This window comes from Tabrizicola sp. T46 (genome assembly GCF_057219895.1).
Map to the genome: position 1 here is coordinate 1,196,176 of NZ_JBXVVV010000001.1, position 17,155 is coordinate 1,213,330.

At 64.3% G+C, this 17,155-nt stretch carries 14 protein-coding genes; 7 read left to right on the forward strand and 7 right to left on the reverse strand.

Annotated elements, in window-relative coordinates:
* Positions 1–69: 69 nt before the first annotated feature.
* The 3 genes from AC2D9V_RS05915 to AC2D9V_RS05925 form a co-directional block, all read right to left on the reverse strand.
* Positions 70–468: a (deoxy)nucleoside triphosphate pyrophosphohydrolase gene (locus AC2D9V_RS05915; protein ID WP_484713097.1), complete on the reverse strand. Its 399-nt coding sequence runs from the start codon at positions 466–468 to the stop codon at positions 70–72.
* A gap of 73 nt (positions 469–541) precedes the next feature.
* Positions 542–1,921: a bifunctional glutamate N-acetyltransferase/amino-acid acetyltransferase ArgJ gene (gene argJ, locus AC2D9V_RS05920; protein ID WP_484713098.1), complete on the reverse strand. Its 1,380-nt coding sequence runs from the start codon at positions 1,919–1,921 to the stop codon at positions 542–544.
* A 21-nt stretch (positions 1,922–1,942) separates the two neighbouring features.
* Positions 1,943–2,785 (reverse strand): peptidylprolyl isomerase, encoded by an 843-nt coding sequence (locus tag AC2D9V_RS05925; RefSeq protein WP_484713099.1) that lies wholly within the window; start codon positions 2,783–2,785, stop codon positions 1,943–1,945.
* A 216-nt stretch (positions 2,786–3,001) separates the two neighbouring features.
* Between AC2D9V_RS05925 and secA the strand changes: the two genes are divergently transcribed.
* The 3 genes from secA to AC2D9V_RS05940 all read left to right on the forward strand — a co-directional run bounded on the left by secA (position 3,002) and on the right by AC2D9V_RS05940 (position 8,285).
* The gene (secA, locus tag AC2D9V_RS05930; protein ID WP_484713100.1) at positions 3,002–5,734 is read left to right on the forward strand and encodes a preprotein translocase subunit SecA; all 2,733 of its coding nucleotides are present in this window, start codon (positions 3,002–3,004) and stop codon (positions 5,732–5,734) included.
* Between the two features lie 115 nt (positions 5,735–5,849).
* Complete coding sequence (locus tag AC2D9V_RS05935) at positions 5,850–6,743, forward strand: hypothetical protein (protein ID WP_484713101.1); 894 nt, start codon at positions 5,850–5,852, stop codon at positions 6,741–6,743.
* Between the two features lie 18 nt (positions 6,744–6,761).
* Positions 6,762–8,285: an OmpA family protein gene (locus tag AC2D9V_RS05940; RefSeq protein ID WP_484713102.1), complete on the forward strand. Its 1,524-nt coding sequence runs from the start codon at positions 6,762–6,764 to the stop codon at positions 8,283–8,285.
* A 2-nt stretch (positions 8,286–8,287) separates the two neighbouring features.
* Here AC2D9V_RS05940 and radC read toward each other — a convergent pair whose 3' ends face one another.
* The 4 genes from radC to AC2D9V_RS05960 form a co-directional block, all read right to left on the reverse strand.
* Positions 8,288–9,037, reverse strand: coding sequence for a RadC family protein (gene radC, locus AC2D9V_RS05945; protein ID WP_484713103.1), 750 nt, complete (start codon positions 9,035–9,037; stop codon positions 8,288–8,290).
* Between the two features lie 119 nt (positions 9,038–9,156).
* Entirely contained in the window at positions 9,157–10,311 is a 1,155-nt protein-coding gene (gene dnaJ / locus AC2D9V_RS05950) for a molecular chaperone DnaJ (RefSeq protein ID WP_484713104.1), read from the reverse strand.
* A 72-nt stretch (positions 10,312–10,383) separates the two neighbouring features.
* Positions 10,384–12,291, reverse strand: coding sequence for a molecular chaperone DnaK (gene dnaK, locus AC2D9V_RS05955; protein WP_484713105.1), 1,908 nt, complete (start codon positions 12,289–12,291; stop codon positions 10,384–10,386).
* A gap of 182 nt (positions 12,292–12,473) precedes the next feature.
* A complete protein-coding gene (locus AC2D9V_RS05960) occupies positions 12,474–13,298 on the reverse strand; it encodes an ABC transporter permease (RefSeq protein WP_484713106.1) in 825 nt (274 codons plus the stop codon).
* A 120-nt stretch (positions 13,299–13,418) separates the two neighbouring features.
* Between AC2D9V_RS05960 and cysQ the strand changes: the two genes are divergently transcribed.
* The 4 genes from cysQ (at position 13,419) to AC2D9V_RS05980 (ending at position 17,147) form a co-directional block, all read left to right on the forward strand.
* Positions 13,419–14,210 carry a 3'(2'),5'-bisphosphate nucleotidase CysQ gene (gene cysQ, locus AC2D9V_RS05965; protein WP_484713107.1) on the forward strand — a complete coding sequence of 264 codons (792 nt, stop codon included), beginning with the start codon at positions 13,419–13,421 and terminating at the stop codon, positions 14,208–14,210.
* Positions 14,207–14,992, forward strand: a complete 786-nt coding sequence (locus AC2D9V_RS05970; protein WP_484713108.1) for a 3-deoxy-manno-octulosonate cytidylyltransferase — start codon at positions 14,207–14,209, stop codon at positions 14,990–14,992. The genes cysQ and AC2D9V_RS05970 overlap by 4 nt, the downstream gene beginning before the upstream one ends.
* Before the next feature lie 181 nt (positions 14,993–15,173).
* Positions 15,174–16,070 carry a UTP--glucose-1-phosphate uridylyltransferase GalU gene (galU, locus tag AC2D9V_RS05975; protein WP_484713109.1) on the forward strand — a complete coding sequence of 299 codons (897 nt, stop codon included), beginning with the start codon at positions 15,174–15,176 and terminating at the stop codon, positions 16,068–16,070.
* Positions 16,071–16,133: 63 nt separating this feature from the next.
* Positions 16,134–17,147: a glycosyltransferase family 2 protein gene (locus tag AC2D9V_RS05980; protein ID WP_484713110.1), complete on the forward strand. Its 1,014-nt coding sequence runs from the start codon at positions 16,134–16,136 to the stop codon at positions 17,145–17,147.
* The last annotated feature ends 8 nt before the right edge of the window (positions 17,148–17,155 follow it).

Consider the following 17,155-nt stretch of genomic DNA (forward strand, 5'->3'; position numbering starts at 1 on the left):
GTCGTGCGCCTTCGGCTTCTCCTCGCTTGATGAGCGAGGAGGGCCCGGAGGGCCACGACGAGTGGCGGGTCAGAGCCAGTCGCGCAGGATCGGGATCAGGGGCAGGTCGGCGGGGGGCATCGGGTAATCGCGCAGGCGGTTGGGGGCGACCCAGGCGAGGGCCTGACCTTCGAGCGACCTGACCGTGCCTTGCCATTTGCGGCAGGCGAAAAGCGGCATCAGGAGGTGAAATTCGGGGTAGCTGTGGCTGGCGAAGGTCAGAGGCGCGAGGCAGGACGCCCAGGTGTCGATGTCGAGTTCTTCCTTCAGCTCGCGGATCAGCGCGGCTTCGGGCGTCTCGCCGGGTTCGACCTTGCCGCCGGGAAATTCCCAGAGTCCGGCAAGAGACTTGCCCTCGGGGCGCTGGGCCAGAAGCACGCGGCCATCGGGGTCGATGAGGGCGACGGCGGAGACGAGGACGATCTTCATGCGTGGACCTTGGCGGGAACCGCCGGGGGGCCAGCCCCCCGGACCCCCCGGGATATTTGCAGACGAAGAATGATCAGGAGCGGTAGTCGGCGTTGATCTCGACGTAACGGTCGGTGAGGTCGCAGGTCCAGACGCTGCGTTTCGCGCGCCCGAGGCCTAGGTCGACGTGGAAGAGAAGCTCGTCCCCCTGCATATAGGCGGCGCCATCCTCTTCCTTGTAACCGGGGTTCCGCCAGCCTTTCTCGGCCACCAGGATGTCACCGAAGCGGATGGTGAGGCGATCACGGTCAGCCTCGGCCCCGGACTTGCCGACGGCGGCGACGATGCGGCCCCAGTTCGGGTCCTGGCCGGCCACGGCGGTTTTCACCAGAGGCGAGTTCGCGATCGCGAAAGCGACCTTTGCGGCGTCTTCATCCGTTGCCGCGCCGGTCACGCGCACCTCGACCAGTTTGGTGGCGCCTTCGCCGTCGCGGACGACCTGCAGGGCAAGGTCGCGCATCACGCCGTGAAGTGCGGCCTCGAAGGCCTTGGCAACGGCACCTGCGACGGGCGCGGCATCCGACTGGCCGGTGGCGGCGACGAGGAGCGTGTCGGAGGTGGAGGTGTCGCTGTCCACCGTGATCGAGTTGAAGGTCGGGCCGACCCCGCGCGAGACCATCTTCTGCAGCGCGGTCTGGCTGATCTTCGCATCGGTGAAGATGTAGACCAGCATCGTGGCCATGTCTGGGGCGATCATCCCCGAGCCCTTGGCGATGCCGGAAATGTGGATCGTCCCGCCGTCGCCCTGCACGGTCGCGCCGGCACCTTTCGGGAAAGTGTCGGTCGTCATGATCGCCTGGGCGGCCATTTCGACGGCATCTTCGGTCAGTGCGGCGGCGAGGTCCGGGACGGCGGCGGTGATCTTCTCGAACGGCAGGGGTTCGCCGATCACGCCGGTGGACGAGGAAAAGACGCGGTCGGCCGGGATGCCGAGCGTGTCAGCGACCGCGCCGGTGACGGCAGCCACCGCCTTTTCGCCGATCTTGCCGGTAAAGGCGTTGGAGTTGCCGGAGTTCACGATGATCGCGGCGCCCGCCCCGGCGGGAACCTTCAGAGCGAGTTTCGCCTGGCAGTCGCGCACGCAGGCTGAACGGGTCGAAGACCGGGTGAAGGCGCCGGCCATGACCGTGCCGGGCGCGAGTTGAACGAGCATCACGTCCTTGCGGTTCTGGTAGCGGACCCCGGCCTCGACGGCTGCAAAAGCGGCCCCCTTGATGGCCGGAAGCGCCGGGAAGCTGGCGGGGGCCAGGGGCGAGACCGGCTTCAGCGCCTTCTTCGCGGCGGCGATGGCATCGCCCACCGCATCCGAGACCTTTTCCGCAACGGGGGCAGCGGCGGCGCTGGCCATGTCTTTCAACTTGCGGACCTTCTTCTTCAGTGCCTTTGCCTCGGCCTTCCAGTCGGTCTTTGCCATGTGCCTGTCCCCCTTGTCGGCTTAATCGATCAGTGCCGAGTTCTTCAGGATAGCCGGGTCGATCCCTTCACCTTCGCGGGTGATCGTGGCGGCAGACTGAAGTTCGGCGATCTTCGCTTCGATCGCGGCATTCTCGATCTCGGCGGCGAGCTCTTCGCGCATTTGGTCGAGCGTCGGGTTCGCGGCCTGGCGGGTTTCCCTGACCAGAATCAGGTGCCAGCCGAAATCGGTCTGTACCGGGCCGGCGACTTCGCCGACGGTGGCGGCGACGACGGCGTCTTCGAAAGGCTTGACCATCATGCCGGGGCCGAACCAGCCAAGATCGCCGCCGTTCGCGCCTGACCCGGTGTCGGTGGAGTTGGCCTTGGCCAGTTCGGCGAAGTCGGCACCCGCGGCGAGATCGGCCTTGAGCTTGTCGGCCTCTTCCTGTGTGGCGACGAGGATATGGGCGGCGTTGTATTCGGTCACCGGGGCGGCGTCCTTGAAGCGGGCGTCGTAGGCGGCCTGAAGGGCCTCGTCGGTCACCGCGTCGCGGATGATCGCCTGGATTGCCACGCCAGAGACATAGCCGCGCTGGTCGTTCTCGATCGCGGCGGTGTCGCGGGGCGAAAGGTCAGTGACCGACTGGCGGAGCACTTCCTGCTGGACGAGCTGGTCCATGATGCCTTTGAACAGCACGTCGTCGGGCAGGGACTGGTACTGCTCGGGCAGGGTTTCGCGCAGCGCGATCATCTGGCCAAGGGTGATCTGGGTGCCGTTCACTGTGGCGACGACGGTGTCTGCCGTCTCGCCCTCGGCCCAGGCCGGTGCGGCCAGTGCGAGCGCCAGCGCGACTGCCGGGGCAAGGCCAAATCGTTTCATCATTTCACCGTCTCCTGATCCGGCAGGATGACCCTGCCACGTTGACTATGGCGGACCTACCCCTTACATCGCGACAGTCGAAAGTGACGGGCGCGTGAAACGGGGCCGTCCGGCCTGCTACTTGGCTCTTCTATGGAAGGCGTTGAGGGCGGACAAGCCCGGGTGCCACACGTTGCCGTCAGAATAGGCCGCATGGGTCGGTCGTCGCACGGAGAAAACATGCTGGGATTGGGAAGCATAGCGCGGAAAGTGTTCGGCACGCCGAACGACCGCAAGGTGAAATCCGTCCGGCCGATCGTGGCGAAGATCAATGCGCTGGAGCCGGAGTTCCAGGCGCTGGGCGACGATGAGATCATCGCCCGCACGCGCGATCTGCAGAAGCGGGTGCAGGAGGGCGGCGAAAGCCTGGACGCCGTGCTGCCGGAGGCCTTTGCCAACTGCCGCGAAGGCGCGCGGCGGGCGCTGGGCCTGCGGGCCTTCGACGTGCAGCTGATGGGCGGCATCTTCCTGCATGACGCCAATATCGCCGAGATGAAGACGGGCGAGGGCAAGACGCTGGTCGCGGTCTTCCCGGCCTATCTGAATGCGCTGACTGGCAAGGGTGTGCATGTCGTCACGGTGAACGACTACCTGGCCAAGCGCGACGCGGAATGGATGGGCAAGGTCTTTGCCAAGCTTGGGATGACGACGGGTGTGGTCTATGCCCACCAGCCGGACGCCGAGAAAAAGGCCGCCTACCGGGCTGACGTGACCTATGCGACGAACAACGAGCTGGGCTTCGACTATCTGCGCGACAACATGAAGGCGTCGCTGGAAGAGATGGCGCAGCGCGGGCACAACTTTGCCATCGTCGACGAGGTGGACAGCATCCTGATCGACGAGGCGCGGACGCCGCTGATCATCTCGGGGCCGAGCCAGGACCGGGGTACGCTGTATCAGGCGGTGGATGCGGTGATCCCGCAGCTGGCCGAGGACCACTACAAGGTGGACGAAAAGGCGCGCAACGTGACCTTCACCGAAGAGGGGAACGAGGCGATCGAAGATATCCTGCGGGCCGCAGGGATCCTGCCGGAGGGGCAGGGCCTTTACACCCCGGAAAGCACGACGATCGTCCACCACGTGAACCAGGCCCTTAAGGCGCACAAGCTCTTTCACAGGGATCAGCAGTACATCGTCCGCGACGGCGAGGTGATGCTGATCGACGAATTTACTGGTCGCATGATGAAGGGCCGCCGCCTTTCGGACGGTTTGCACCAGGCGATCGAGGCGAAAGAGCATGTGGCGATCCAGCCGGAGAACGTGACCTACGCGAGCGTGACGTTCCAGAACTACTTCCGGCTTTACGACAAGCTGGCGGGCATGACCGGTACCGCCTCGACCGAGGCCGAGGAGTTCCGCGAGATCTACGGGTTGGGCGTGGTCGAGGTGCCGACGAACCGCCCTGTGGCGCGGGTGGACGAGCATGACCAGGTCTACCGCACGGCGCGCGAGAAGTATGATGGCATCCTCGCCTCGATCAAGGAGGCGAATGCCAAGGGCCAGCCGATCCTGGTCGGGACGACCTCGATCGAGAAGTCGGAACAGCTGTCTGCGCTTCTGAAGAAGGAAGGCATCCCGCATTCGGTGCTGAACGCCCGCCAGCATGAGCAGGAGGCGAAGATCGTCGCCGATGCCGGCAAGCTGGGCGCGGTGACGATCGCGACGAACATGGCGGGCCGGGGCACCGACATCAAGCTGGGCGGCAATGTCGAGTTCAAGGTGATGGAGGCGATTGCCGCCGATCCCGAGGGCGACCATGTCGCGATCCGCGAGCGCATTGAGGCCGAGCACAAGGGCGAGGAAGAGGCGGTGAAGGCCGCCGGGGGCCTTTACGTGCTGGCGACCGAACGCCACGAAAGCCGCCGGATCGACAACCAGCTGCGCGGCCGGTCGGGCCGTCAGGGCGACCCGGGGCGGTCGTCGTTCTTCCTGAGCCTGGAAGACGATCTGATGCGCATCTTCGGGTCCGAGCGGCTGGACAAGGTTCTGTCAACGCTGGGGATGAAGGAAGGCGAGGCCATCGTTCACCCTTGGGTCAACAAGAGCCTGGAGAAGGCGCAGGCCAAGGTGGAAGGCCGGAACTTCGACATCCGCAAGCAGCTCTTGCGCTTTGACGACGTGATGAACGACCAGCGCCGCGCCATCTTCGGGCAGCGGATGGAGATCATGCAGGCCGATCAGGTCGCGGATGTTGCGGCGGACATGCGGCACCAGCTGATCTCGGATCTGGTCGACCTGAACATGCCGCCGAAGTCCTACCCCGACCAGTGGGACACGGACGGACTGCGCGATTCGTGCCGCGAGATGCTGAACCTTGATCTGCCGATCGCCGACTGGGCAGCGGAAGAGGGCGTGGACCAGGCCGGCGTCATGGAACGTATCGTCGCGGCTTCGGACAAGATGATGGCCGACAAGGCCGAGGCCTTCGGCGCCGAGACCATGGCAACGATCGAGAAGCAGGTTCTTCTGCAGGCGATCGACAGCAAGTGGCGCGAGCACCTGTTGCGGCTGGAGCATCTGCGGTCTGTCGTCAGCTTCCGCGGCTATGCCCAGCGTGACCCGCTGAACGAGTACAAGACCGAAGCTTTCCAGCTGTTCGAGGGCCTGCTGAATTCGCTGCGTGAGCAGGTGACCCAGCAGTTGTCGCGTATCCGTCCGGTGACCAAGGAAGAGCAAGAGGAAATGATGCGGCAGATGCTGGCGCAGCAGGCGGCACGCGCCCCATCGGCTGCCACGCCGGTGGCGGCACCAGCCAAGCCTGCAGCGGCTACAGCGCCGGAGAACGCGCGGGTCCCGATCCTGGCCGGTTTCGACGAGGCTGACCCGTCGACATGGGGCAATCCCGGGCGCAATGATCCCTGCCCCTGCGGATCGGGCGAGAAGTTCAAGCACTGCCACGGTCGGTTTGCCTGAGCCGGACCCTGGGCAAATGCGGCAATTTCATGGACTCTGCCCGCAGAATGGCCACGTCCGCGCCTCGTTTGCAACTTAGGTCTGACAGCAACGATTCGTGCCTGGGGGGGCAGATATGGTTGGCCGGAAGCGGCTCGTGCGGGTGATTGCTGTGCTTTCGGTGGCAATCGCCACCGGACAGACAGTCGAGAACGTGCGGTCCTCTGCTCTGGCTGATGAGGCAGATGGGGCAGCGACCGGGACCCTTGCGGCGCAGAACCAGCATCTGCCAAGCGCGGCGTCGCTTTATCATGCTGGCACCGAAGCGCTGCCGGAACTGATGGGGATTACCCCGGTTACGGCCACAAGCACCAAGCGCAACGCGGATGGCTGCGCACCTGAGCTTTCGCTTGCCGCTGCCGAAGGTGCGATGGTGGATCTTTCACTTCATGCCCCCTGCAACGCAGGCGAGCGGATCGTCATACGCCACGCAGGCATTTCCTTCACCAGCCGAATGGGGCTGGATGGTAACCTGTCGCTGAGCTTTCCGGCTCTGAGCAGCGAAGCCCTGGTCGCAGCCTACTTTGAAGGGTCGTCAGCGGCATTTGCGACGGTGACGGTTCCCGATATAGCGGAGCGGTCGCGCTTTGCATTCCAGGCCCCATTCCCCGTTTCATTCGAGCTTCGGGCGAAGGAAGGCGATGCGATCCATGCCAGCAGGTCCGGCCTTTCCGGGCAAAGCGCATCGGCGCGGATCGTGACCTTGGGGTCAGAGGACGTGCCCCAACCGCTTGTGGCGCAAGTCTACACCTTTCCCGGCATAGACCTTGGATCTACCGAACTTTCGGTCGAGGTAAGGATAACCGACCAGACCTGCAGCCGCAGTTTCGTTGCGGGGACCTGGATTTCGCAGGGCGGCGGTTTCACCGACCGGGCCCTGCCCTTTGCGTTGCCAATCTGCGGCACCTCGGGCGACATTCTGCTGTTGAAAAATCTGCTGCCGGAACCGACACTCGCCGCTCCGAACTAGGGGCCGGAACGGCAGGGTATGAAGGTCAAGGCATTGGCGGCGGCGGTGTCGACCGCCATCTTCTGTGTGCAGCCGGTGATCGCGCAGGACGTGGCCCTGATCGCGCGCGAGGGCGGCATCGTCCTGACCGGCAGCCTGCAGGGATACGATGGCGAGTTCTACCGGATCGAGACGTCCTATGGTCTGCTCACCGTGGACGGACAGGGCGTCATTTGCGAAGGTCCCGCCTGCCCCGATCTGGTTGCGCCCCGGGCAAAAATTACCATTGTGGGTGCGCAAGATGCCGAGCCGATGTTGATACCCGGGCTCTTCCAGGCTTTTGCGGAACAGCGCGGTCTGGTCTTCGAGATGACGGAAGGCGAAGCGTTTTCGGCCGTGATCCTTGAGCCGGAGAGCCGCGAAGAACTGGCGTCGATCACCTTTCGCCCGATGACCCCGGCGACCGCAAGTGCCGCCCTGGAAACCGGGGTGGCGGACCTGAAGCTGGGCTTTCGGCGGGAAGAGGGATTTTCGACCCACAGCGTCGCACTGGACGCGCTTGTGGTGATCGTTGCACCGGACAACCCGACGCCCGAAATCTCGACGGCTGACCTTAACCGGGTGCTGACCGGCGAGGTGACCAACTGGGCCGAGATCGGCGGGCCGGACATGCCGCTGGTTCTGCATGCGCTGCGTCCGGAAACCGACTTGCAGCAGGCGCTGACCGACCGGTTGGGCGCGCCGGTTGCGGCTGGGGTCCTCCATGGCGACCAGCAGAGCCTCGCGATGGCTGTGGCCCGCGATCCCTGGGCCATTGCGGTGACTGGGCGGTCGGGGGTGCAGCCGGCCCGGGGGCTGACCCTGACGGACAGCTGCGGCTTTCCGCTTCTGCCGACGCCGCTGGCGGTGAAGGCCGAGGATTATCCGCTGGCGATTCCGCTGATGTTCCTTTCCGCCAAGCGCCGGCTGCCGCTGATGACGCGCGAGTTCCTGGATTTCCTGCGCACGCCGCAGGCGCAGGAGGTGATCGCGGCGGCGGGGTATGTGGACCGTTCCGCCTCGCGCCAGCCCATGACCAGCGACGGGTTGCGGCTGATCAACGCCATTCAGGGCGCGGGCGAGGATGTGACGCTGGCTGACCTCAAGGGGCTGGTCGGGCTGATGGACGGGGCGGACCGGCTTTCTCTGACCTTCAGGTTCGAGGACGGGTCCTCGACGCTGGACGCGCATTCGCGCGACAACCTAGTGGACCTTGCCCAGCTGATTGCATCGGGCCAGTTCCGGGGCGAAAAGCTGCTGCTTGCCGGGTTTTCGGACGGGTCGGGCGATGCCGAGGCCAACCGTGCCCTGTCGGTCGAGCGGGCAAGCCGGGTGGCGCAGGAACTGGCGATCGCAGCGCCGGACCTGTCGCCGGAGGTGCTGCCAAGGGTCGAGGGTTTTGGCGAGGCGCTGCCGATGGCCTGCGACGAGACGGCGGTGGGGCGGCAGCTGAACCGGCGGGTGGAGCTGTGGGTGTTGCCGGACTTTCCCGGTAAGCCAGAGGTGGAAGGTCAGGATCCCTGAGGTCAGAGCAGGCGCTGGGCCCTGAAGCTGAGCTCGCGTTCCTTGCCGATGATCAGGTGGTCGTGCAGCGTCAGGCCAAGGGCGTGGCAGGCGTCCTTCACCTGGCCGGTCATGTGGATGTCAGCCTCGGACGGCGTGGGGTCGCCCGAGGGGTGGTTGTGCACCAGGATCAGGGCGCTGGCGTTGAGTTCGAGCGCGCGCTTGACGATCTCGCGCGGGTAGGCGGGGACATGGTCGACGGTGCCGCGGGCCTGTTCCTCATCGGCGATGAGGACATTCTTGCGGTCAAGATAGAGGACGCGGAACTGTTCGGTTTCCCGGTGCGCCATGGTGGTGTGGCAGTAGTCGAGAAGCGCATCCCAGGACGACAGGACGGGCTTGTGGATCACCCGGGCGCGCATCAGGCGCTGCGCGGCGGCTTCGATCAGTTTCAGTTCCAATATGACGGCCGGCCCGGCGCCTTTGACCATGGCAAGGCGGGCGGGCGCGGCGCTGATGACGCGGTTGAAATCCCCGAAGGTGTCGAGGAGAAGGCGCGCCAGCGGCTTCACGTCCTGGCGCGGGATGGCGCGGAAGAGGACGAGTTCGAGGAGTTCGTAATCTGGGAGCGCCGTGCCGCCGGCCTGCATGAACCGGTCGCGCAGGCGCTGGCGGTGGTCGGCGATGTAGGAGGGCAGGCGCCCGGTCAGGGTGACCGGCGTCGCCTCGTCGCTATCAAGCGGCAGGAGGGGCTCGCTGAAGGAGTTCGCCATGCGGAAAGAATGCCGCTGGCTTGGTTTACAAAGGGTTAACCCACGCCAGGAGGCGGGCTCGTCGAGCACTTCGTGCACTCCTCGCTAGTTTGGCGACGTAGAGTGCTCGACAAGGACTCTCAGCCCTTCATTCCGTCCCAGAACCCCCTCACCTTGGAAAAGAACGACTTCCCTTCGGGGTTGTTCTCTTCCGACAGTTCTTCGAATTCCCGCAGAAGCTCACGCTGGCGGGCGGTCAGGTTCACCGGGGTTTCCACGGCAAGCTCGATCACCATGTCGCCCGTGTTCGGAGACCGGAGCGCGGGCATCCCCTTCGACCGCAGCCGCATCTGCTTACCGGTCTGGGCACCGGCGGGCACTTTCACCCGGGCCTTGCCGCCGTCGATCGTCGGCACTTCGACCTCGCCACCCAAGGCGGCGGTCGGCATCGAGACCGGCACGCGGCAGAAAAGGTGAACGCCTTCGCGCTGGAAGATCGGGTGGTCCTTCACCTCGATGAAGATGTAGAGATCGCCGTTCGGCCCGCCGCGGAGGCCGGCCTCGCCCTCGCCCGCCAGACGGATGCGGGTGCCGGTTTCGACGCCTTGCGGGATGTTGACCGATAGCGTGCGGTCCTTCTGTACCCGGCCGTGGCCCGAACAGTTCCGGCAGGGGTTCTTGATGATCTGCCCCATGCCGTTGCAGGTGGGGCAGGTCCGTTCGACGGTGAAGAAGCCTTGCTGGGCGCGCACCTTGCCCATGCCGCCGCAGGTCGGGCAGGACACAGGTTCGGCACCGCCTTCGGCGCCGGAGCCGTTGCAGACGTCGCAGGTGACCGAGGTCGGCACCGTGATCGTCTTCTGAAGCCCGGCATAGGCTTCTTCCAGCGACACACGCAGGTTGTAGCGCAGGTCTGACCCGCGCTGGGCGCGGCTTCTGCCGCCGCCACCCCCGCCGCCGCGACCCATGAAGTCGCCGAAGAGGTCTTCGAACACGTCCGAGAAGGCAGAGGCGAAGTCGCCCTGCTGGCCATAGCCGTTCCCGGGGCGCGGACCACCGCCCATGCCGCCTTCGAAGGCTGCATGGCCGAAGCGGTCATAGGCCGCCTTCTTCTGTTCGTCCTTCAGGACCTCGTAGGCTTCGTTCACTTCCTTGAACTGCGCCTCGGCCTGCGGGTTGTCCGAGTTGCGGTCCGGGTGCAGTTCCTTGGCCTTCTGCCGATAGGCCTTCTTCAGCTCCTCCGCCGAAGCACCCTTCTTGGCCCCCAGGACCTCGTAATAGTCACGCTTTGCCACGCCGCTATCCCCAATTCCGACCGGAGAAGGGCGGCCTGTTTCCAGACCGCCCCCCAATTCCGATCAGCGGTGTTACTTCCGCTTCTTGTTGTCGCCGAGATCCTCGAAGTCGGCGTCGACGATATCGTCCTCATCAACCGGGCGCGGATCATCCCCATCCGACCCTTCGGCCTGACTGGCCTTGTAGATCGCTTCGCCAAGCTTCATCGCGGCCTCGGTCAGGTTCTGGATCGCCGACTTGATCTTGCCTGCATCCTCGCCCTTCAGCGCGTCTTCGAGCGGGCTCATCGCCAGTTCGATCGCCTCGACCGTGGACGGGTCCACCTTGTCGCCATGTTCGGAGAGCGACTTCTTCGTCGAATGCAGGAGCGATTCGCCCTGGTTCTTGGTTTCGACCAGTTCGCGCCGTTCCTTGTCAGCCTCGGCATTCGCCTCGGCGTCCTTGATCATCTTCTCGATGTCGTCGTCCGAGAGGCCGCCCGAGGCCTGGATGGTGATCGCCTGTTCCTTGTTGGTGCCCTTGTCCTTGGCTTTCACCGACACGATGCCGTTGGCGTCGATGTCGAAGGTCACCTCGATCTGGGGTACGCCACGTGGGGCGGGCGGGATCTGTTCCAGGTTGAACTGGCCCAGCATCTTGTTGTCCGCGGCCATTTCCCGTTCGCCCTGGAAGACGCGGATGGTCACGGCATTCTGGTTGTCCTCGGCGGTCGAGAAGACCTGGGACTTCTTGGTCGGGATCGTCGTGTTGCGGTCGATCAGACGGGTAAAGACGCCGCCGAGCGTTTCGATCCCGAGCGACAGCGGGGTCACGTCCAGAAGCACAACGTCCTTAACGTCGCCCTGCAGCACGCCGGCCTGGATGGCGGCGCCCAGAGCCACGACTTCGTCAGGGTTAACGCCCTTGTGGGGCTCCTTGCCGAAGAACTTGGTCACTTCCTCGACCACGCGCGGCATGCGGGTCATACCGCCGACCAGCACGACCTCGTCGATGTCTTCCTTGGACACGCCGGCATCCTTCAGCGCGGCCTGGCAGGGCTTGATCGACTTCTTGATCAGGTCTTCGACCAGGCTTTCGAGCTTCGAGCGCGTCAGCTTGACCACCAGGTGCAGCGGCTGCCCGGTGTTCTTGTCCATGCTGATGAACGGCTGGTTGATCTCGGTCTGCTGGGACGACGAAAGCTCGATCTTCGCCTTTTCGGCCGCTTCCTTCAGGCGCTGGAGCGCCATCTTGTCGAGGGAAAGGTCGACGCCATGCTCTTTCTTGAACTCGTCCGCCAGGTAGGTGACGATCCGCATGTCGAAGTCTTCACCGCCAAGGAAGGTGTCGCCGTTCGTCGACTTCACCTCGAAGAGGCCGTCGTCGATTTCCAGGATAGTGATGTCGAAGGTACCGCCGCCAAGGTCATAGACGGCGATGGTCTTCGATTCCTTCTTGTCGAGGCCGTAGGCAAGCGCGGCGGCCGTCGGTTCGTTGATGATACGCAGCACCTCGAGGCCGGCGATCTTGCCCGCGTCCTTCGTCGCCTGACGCTGGGCGTCGTTGAAGTAGGCGGGGACGGTGATCACGGCCTGGGTGACGGATTCGCCAAGGTAGCTTTCCGCGGTTTCCTTCATCTTCTGCAGGATGAATGCCGAGACCTGGCTGGGCGAATACTTCTCGCCCCGGGCTTCGACCCAGGCGTCGCCGTTGCCGCCGTTGACGATCTTGTAGGGCATGTTCTTCTGGTCCTTGACGATCACCGGATCGTCATAGCGGCGCCCGATCAGGCGCTTGACCGCGAAGATGGTGTTCGAGGCGTTGGTGACGGCCTGCCGCTTGGCGGCCTGTCCGACCAGACGTTCGCTTTCCGTGAAGCCGACGATGGAGGGCGTCGTGCGCGCGCCTTCCGAGTTCTCGATCACACGGGGCTGCGAGCCGTCCATGATGGCAACGCAGGAGTTCGTGGTTCCGAGGTCAATACCGATGACTTTGGCCATGTGCGTATCCCTTTACTTCAGGCGATGTTCCGGCGAGGACCCGGTGAAATCGGCATCCCCGCCACGGGTGAGGCGACAGGTCTGGCTGCCTGCCGCTGTGCCCGCCGTATATAGGCAGGCAGGTCAGGGCCTGCAACGCCTGCGATGCGTCGACAGGGCGGAATCTTCGAAACGGGGGCGGCTCACCTTCGGGCGCTCCAGCTGGCGGATGCGTATTGGCGGGTGAAGAACTCGGCCATCAGGCCGATCATCAGGCAGGCCATGCCGACGCCCACGGCATATTCGATGGATGTGTAGCGCGGGGTGTAGTTCAGGAAGATGAAGCCGCGCGCCTGATCGATGACGTGAAACAGCGGGTTCCAGTCGAAGAGCGCCCGCAGGTCGGGGCGCGTGTTGTTGGCCAGAAGCATCTTGCCGGAGGCGACGATATTGGCCCGCTGGTAGACCGTCCGGATGATGCTGACGGTTTCCGGCTGCCATGGCGTGGCGGCCATGAAAATCATGCCGATGCCGATGCCGCAGAACCAGGCGACCAGAAGCATGCCGACCATTCCGACCGGCTGATCGATGGTGATCGGGTTCCAGAGCGCATGGTAGGCGAACAGGATCACCGAGGCGGACAGGACCTGCTGGTAAAGCGTCGAGAGCGCGGCGCCGCAGATCGAGATGATCGGGTTCATCGGCGCATGCATCATCATCGGTGAGGTCGGCCCTTCGGCCGCGGCGACGGCGCCGATCGTCTTGATATGGGTCATGAACATAAAGACGCCGGACATGACGTAGAGCATGAAATCGCCCCGCACAGCGACGCGCCGGAGGCCGAGGAGGCTGAAGGTCACATACATGATGAGGACGAGGAGCAGCGACTGCAGGATCGTCATCACAAGGCCGAGCGCGGCATTGGAGTGCGACTTTCGCAGGTTGCGGATCGCGATGTGAAAGATCAGCTCCAGCGTCTCGAACGCCGTGCCAAGCGGGGTCTTCTGGATCGGCTTGTGGCGAAACACGCAGGTCACTCCGAAGGCAAGGCGTTCTTCTCAGGGAAACCTTGCCGTTCCGTTAGCGGAAAAGGATAAGGACAGGCGAACCGATGATCAATCGCCGCGGGAACGGCGCTGGAGAGACTGATGGATCTTGACCACATGGTGCGCCTGATGCGCCGACTTGCCCTGGAGGCCGGTGACCGGATCATGGCGGTCTACGGACGCCCGGATTTCGAGGTGCGCGCCAAGGGCGATGCAAGTCCCGTCACCGAAGCAGACGAGGCGGCGGATGCGGTGATCTCTGCCGGGCTGCGGGCGGCGTTTCCCGGCTTGCCCCTGATCACCGAAGAGCAGGCGGCCAGCCATGCCCAGACCGCGCGGACGTTCCTGATCGTCGACCCCCTGGACGGGACCAAGGAGTTCGTCCAGAGGAGGGGCGATTTCACGGTGAACATCGCCTTTGTCCAGGACGGAGTACCGAGCCGCGGCGTGGTCTATGCCCCGGCGAAACGCCGCCTGTTCTACACGCTCGCGGATGGCACCTCGGTCGAGGAGACGGGGGTCCTTGACCGGGAAACTCCCGGCCCCTACCGCGAACTTCGCGTTTCGCGGCCGGACAATGCGGCCCTGATGGTGGTTGCCTCGAAATCGCACCGTGATCAGGCAACGGATGACTACATCGCGCGCTATGCGGTGCGCGACATGACCTCGGCCGGGTCGAGCCTGAAGTTCTGCCTGGTCGCTACAGGGGAGGCCGACCTCTATCCCCGGCTAGGCCGGACGATGGAATGGGATACGGCGGCAGGGGATGCCGTGCTGCGCGGGGCCGGTGGTCTTGTCGTCCGGTTTGACGATCATACCAGCCTAACCTACGGCAAACCCGGCTGGGACAACCCGTTCTTCATCGCCTATGCACCGGGCGTGGTGCTGAAATGAAGACCCTGATCGCCATTCCCGCCCGCTATGCTAGCACGCGGTATCCTGGCAAGCCGCTTGTCACCCTGCGTGGACCTGATGGGGAGAAGACCCTGATCCGCCGCAGCTGGGAGGCTGCAACGTCGGTCAAGGGCATCGACCGGGTGGTGGTTGCGACCGACGATGACCGGATCGCGGATCACGCCCGCGGCTTTGGCGCAGAGGTGGTGATGACCTCGTCCAATGCCCGCAATGGCACCGAGCGTTGTGCCGAGGTGGTGGAGCAGCTGCCCGGCTATGACGTCGTGGTGAACCTGCAGGGTGACGCACCGCTGACGCCCGCATGGTTCGTCGAAGACCTGGTTGCTGGTCTTGTCGCCGACCCGGCAGCCGATATCGCCACCCCGGTTCTGCGCTGCGACGGCCGGGCGGTCGAGGGCTTTCTGGCAGACCGCCGCGCCGGGCGCGTCGGCGGGACGACGGCCGTTTTCGGGGCTGGCGGGCGGGCTCTTTACTTCTCGAAGGAAGTCATTCCCTTCACCGGCCGCACCTATGCCCCGGAAGAGACGACGCCCGTCTTTCATCACGTCGGCGTCTATGCCTACCGGCCGGCGGCACTTGCGGCCTATCCGGCCTGGCCCGTGGGCCCGCTGGAAACACTTGAAGGGCTGGAGCAGTTGCGGTTTCTGGAGCAAGGCCGAATGGTCCTGTGTGTCGAGGTGCAGGCCCGCGGTCGGCAGTTCTGGGAATTGAACAATCCTTCGGACGTGGCGGTGATCGAAGCGATGCTTTCAAAGGCATGATCCGCAGCATATGATGCGGATCACCCATGGTTGTTCATGGTGCTGACACTTTTTCAGTGCAGATAGATGATTTGCGTGCATACTACCAAGATTGCCCCGGCCGTGCCCGGATATGGCCAGAATTTGCTGCGAAGGACATCGTGCCAAGGAAGTGGTTTCGATGTCAGAAGTGGACCGAGCAATGCGCAAGAAGAAGATTACCAAGGCCGTCTTTCCCGTGGCAGGGCTTGGCACGCGCTTTCTTCCGGCAACGAAATCAATCCCTAAAGAGATCCTGACTTTGGTCGACCGCCCCTTGATCCAGTATGCGATCGATGAGGCGCGGGCCGCCGGAATCAGGGAATTCATCTTCGTCACCAGCCGCGGCAAGTCTGCGCTGGAGGATTACTTCGACCAGGCGCCCGAACTGGAAAGCGAACTGCGCAAGAAGGGCAAGACTGATCTGCTGGAGGTCCTGAAGGACACCAACATGGATTCAGGCGCCATCGCCTATGTCCGGCAGAACCGCCCGATGGGGCTTGGTCATGCAGTCTGGTGCGCGCGTCGGCTGATCGGGAACGAACCTTTTGCCGTCCTTCTGCCGGACGACGTGATCGCGGCCGAACGGCCCTGCCTGCAGCAGATGGTCGAAGCCTACGAGGAAACCGGTGGCTGCATGGTCGCCGCGATGGAAGTGGCGCCGCAGAAGACCGGCAGCTACGGCATCGTCGACATCGCCGAAGACCGCGGCGCGCTTGTGCGTGCCTCGGGCCTCGTGGAGAAGCCCGCGCCGCAGGATGCGCCGTCGAACCTTGCTGTCATCGGGCGCTATATCCTGACGCCGAAGGTGCTGACCAACCTGAACCGGATGAAGCAGGGCGCCGGCGGTGAGATCCAGTTGACCGATGCCATCGCGGAAGAAGTCGATGGCAAGGAAGGCGTGCATGCCCTGCGGTTCCGTGGCCAGCGGTATGACTGTGGCTCGAAGATCGGCTTCCTGCAGGCAACCGTGGCCTTCGGGCTGTCGCGGCCCGATCTGGGTGGCGAGTTCGAAGCGTTCCTGCACGCACTTTTCGCCATGCAGAAGGCCGCGCAGTAACACTTGAGTCCCCTGCCGCATGCTTACCCGGTCGGAACCTTGCCGGACCTGCCCGCCCGGAGCATGTCAGGGCTGATCATGGCCTACCGGCAACGGATGCGCCGCCGCAAACTGCTTTGGCGGGCGATCCGACGCAGGCATGAGCTGGCCGTCGTCAACGACCGTACAAGCCGGATTCGATCCGGCGACATCCTGTGCCTGATGACGATACGCAACGAGGCGGCGCGTCTGCCCTTTGTCCTTGAGCACCATCGCAGGCTGGGCATCCGGCAGTTCATGATCGTAGACAACGACAGCACGGATGGAAGCGGTGAGTTCCTGGCAGGCCAGACGGATGTCTCGCTCTGGCACACGCGGGCAAGTTACAAGGCATCGCGCTTCGGGATGGACTGGCTCGTCTGGCTGATGCTGCGCCACGGCCACGGCCACTGGTGCCTGACACTGGATGCCGACGAGATCCTGATCTATCCGCACTGGCAGACCCGGCCGCTGCCCGCGCTGACCGACTGGCTGGAGCGTCAGGGCCAGGAGGCGATGGGTGCCCTTACGATCGACCTTTATCCGGAAGGTGCGGTGTCCCAGGGAACCTATCGTCCCGGAGACGACCCGCTTGGCCTTCTGTGCTGGTTCGATGCCGGGAACTATCAGGTCAGGGTCCAGCCGAAGATGCAGAACCTCTGGATCCAGGGTGGCGCGCGGGCCCGTGCATTCTTTTCCGGAACCCCCCGGAAGGCACCAACCCTGAACAAGATTCCTCTGGTCCGGTGGCACTGGCGCTATGCCTATGCAAACTCGACCCACGCGCTTCTCCCGCCCCGGCTGAACCGCGTCTACGCGACTGATGGGGGGATGCTGACCTCGGGTGCCCTTCTTCATACGAAGTTTCTGCCCGGCATCGTCGACCGTTCCCGGGAAGAGAAAGCGCGGGGCGAACACTTTGCCGACGGTGAGCAGTATGCCAGCTACTATGACCGGTTGACGGCAGACCCGGTCCTGTATTCGTCTGCATCCATCCGCTACACAGGGTGGCGGCAGCTTGAGGCGCTGGGTCTGATGTCACGTGGCGGATGGGCATGAGCGGCGAT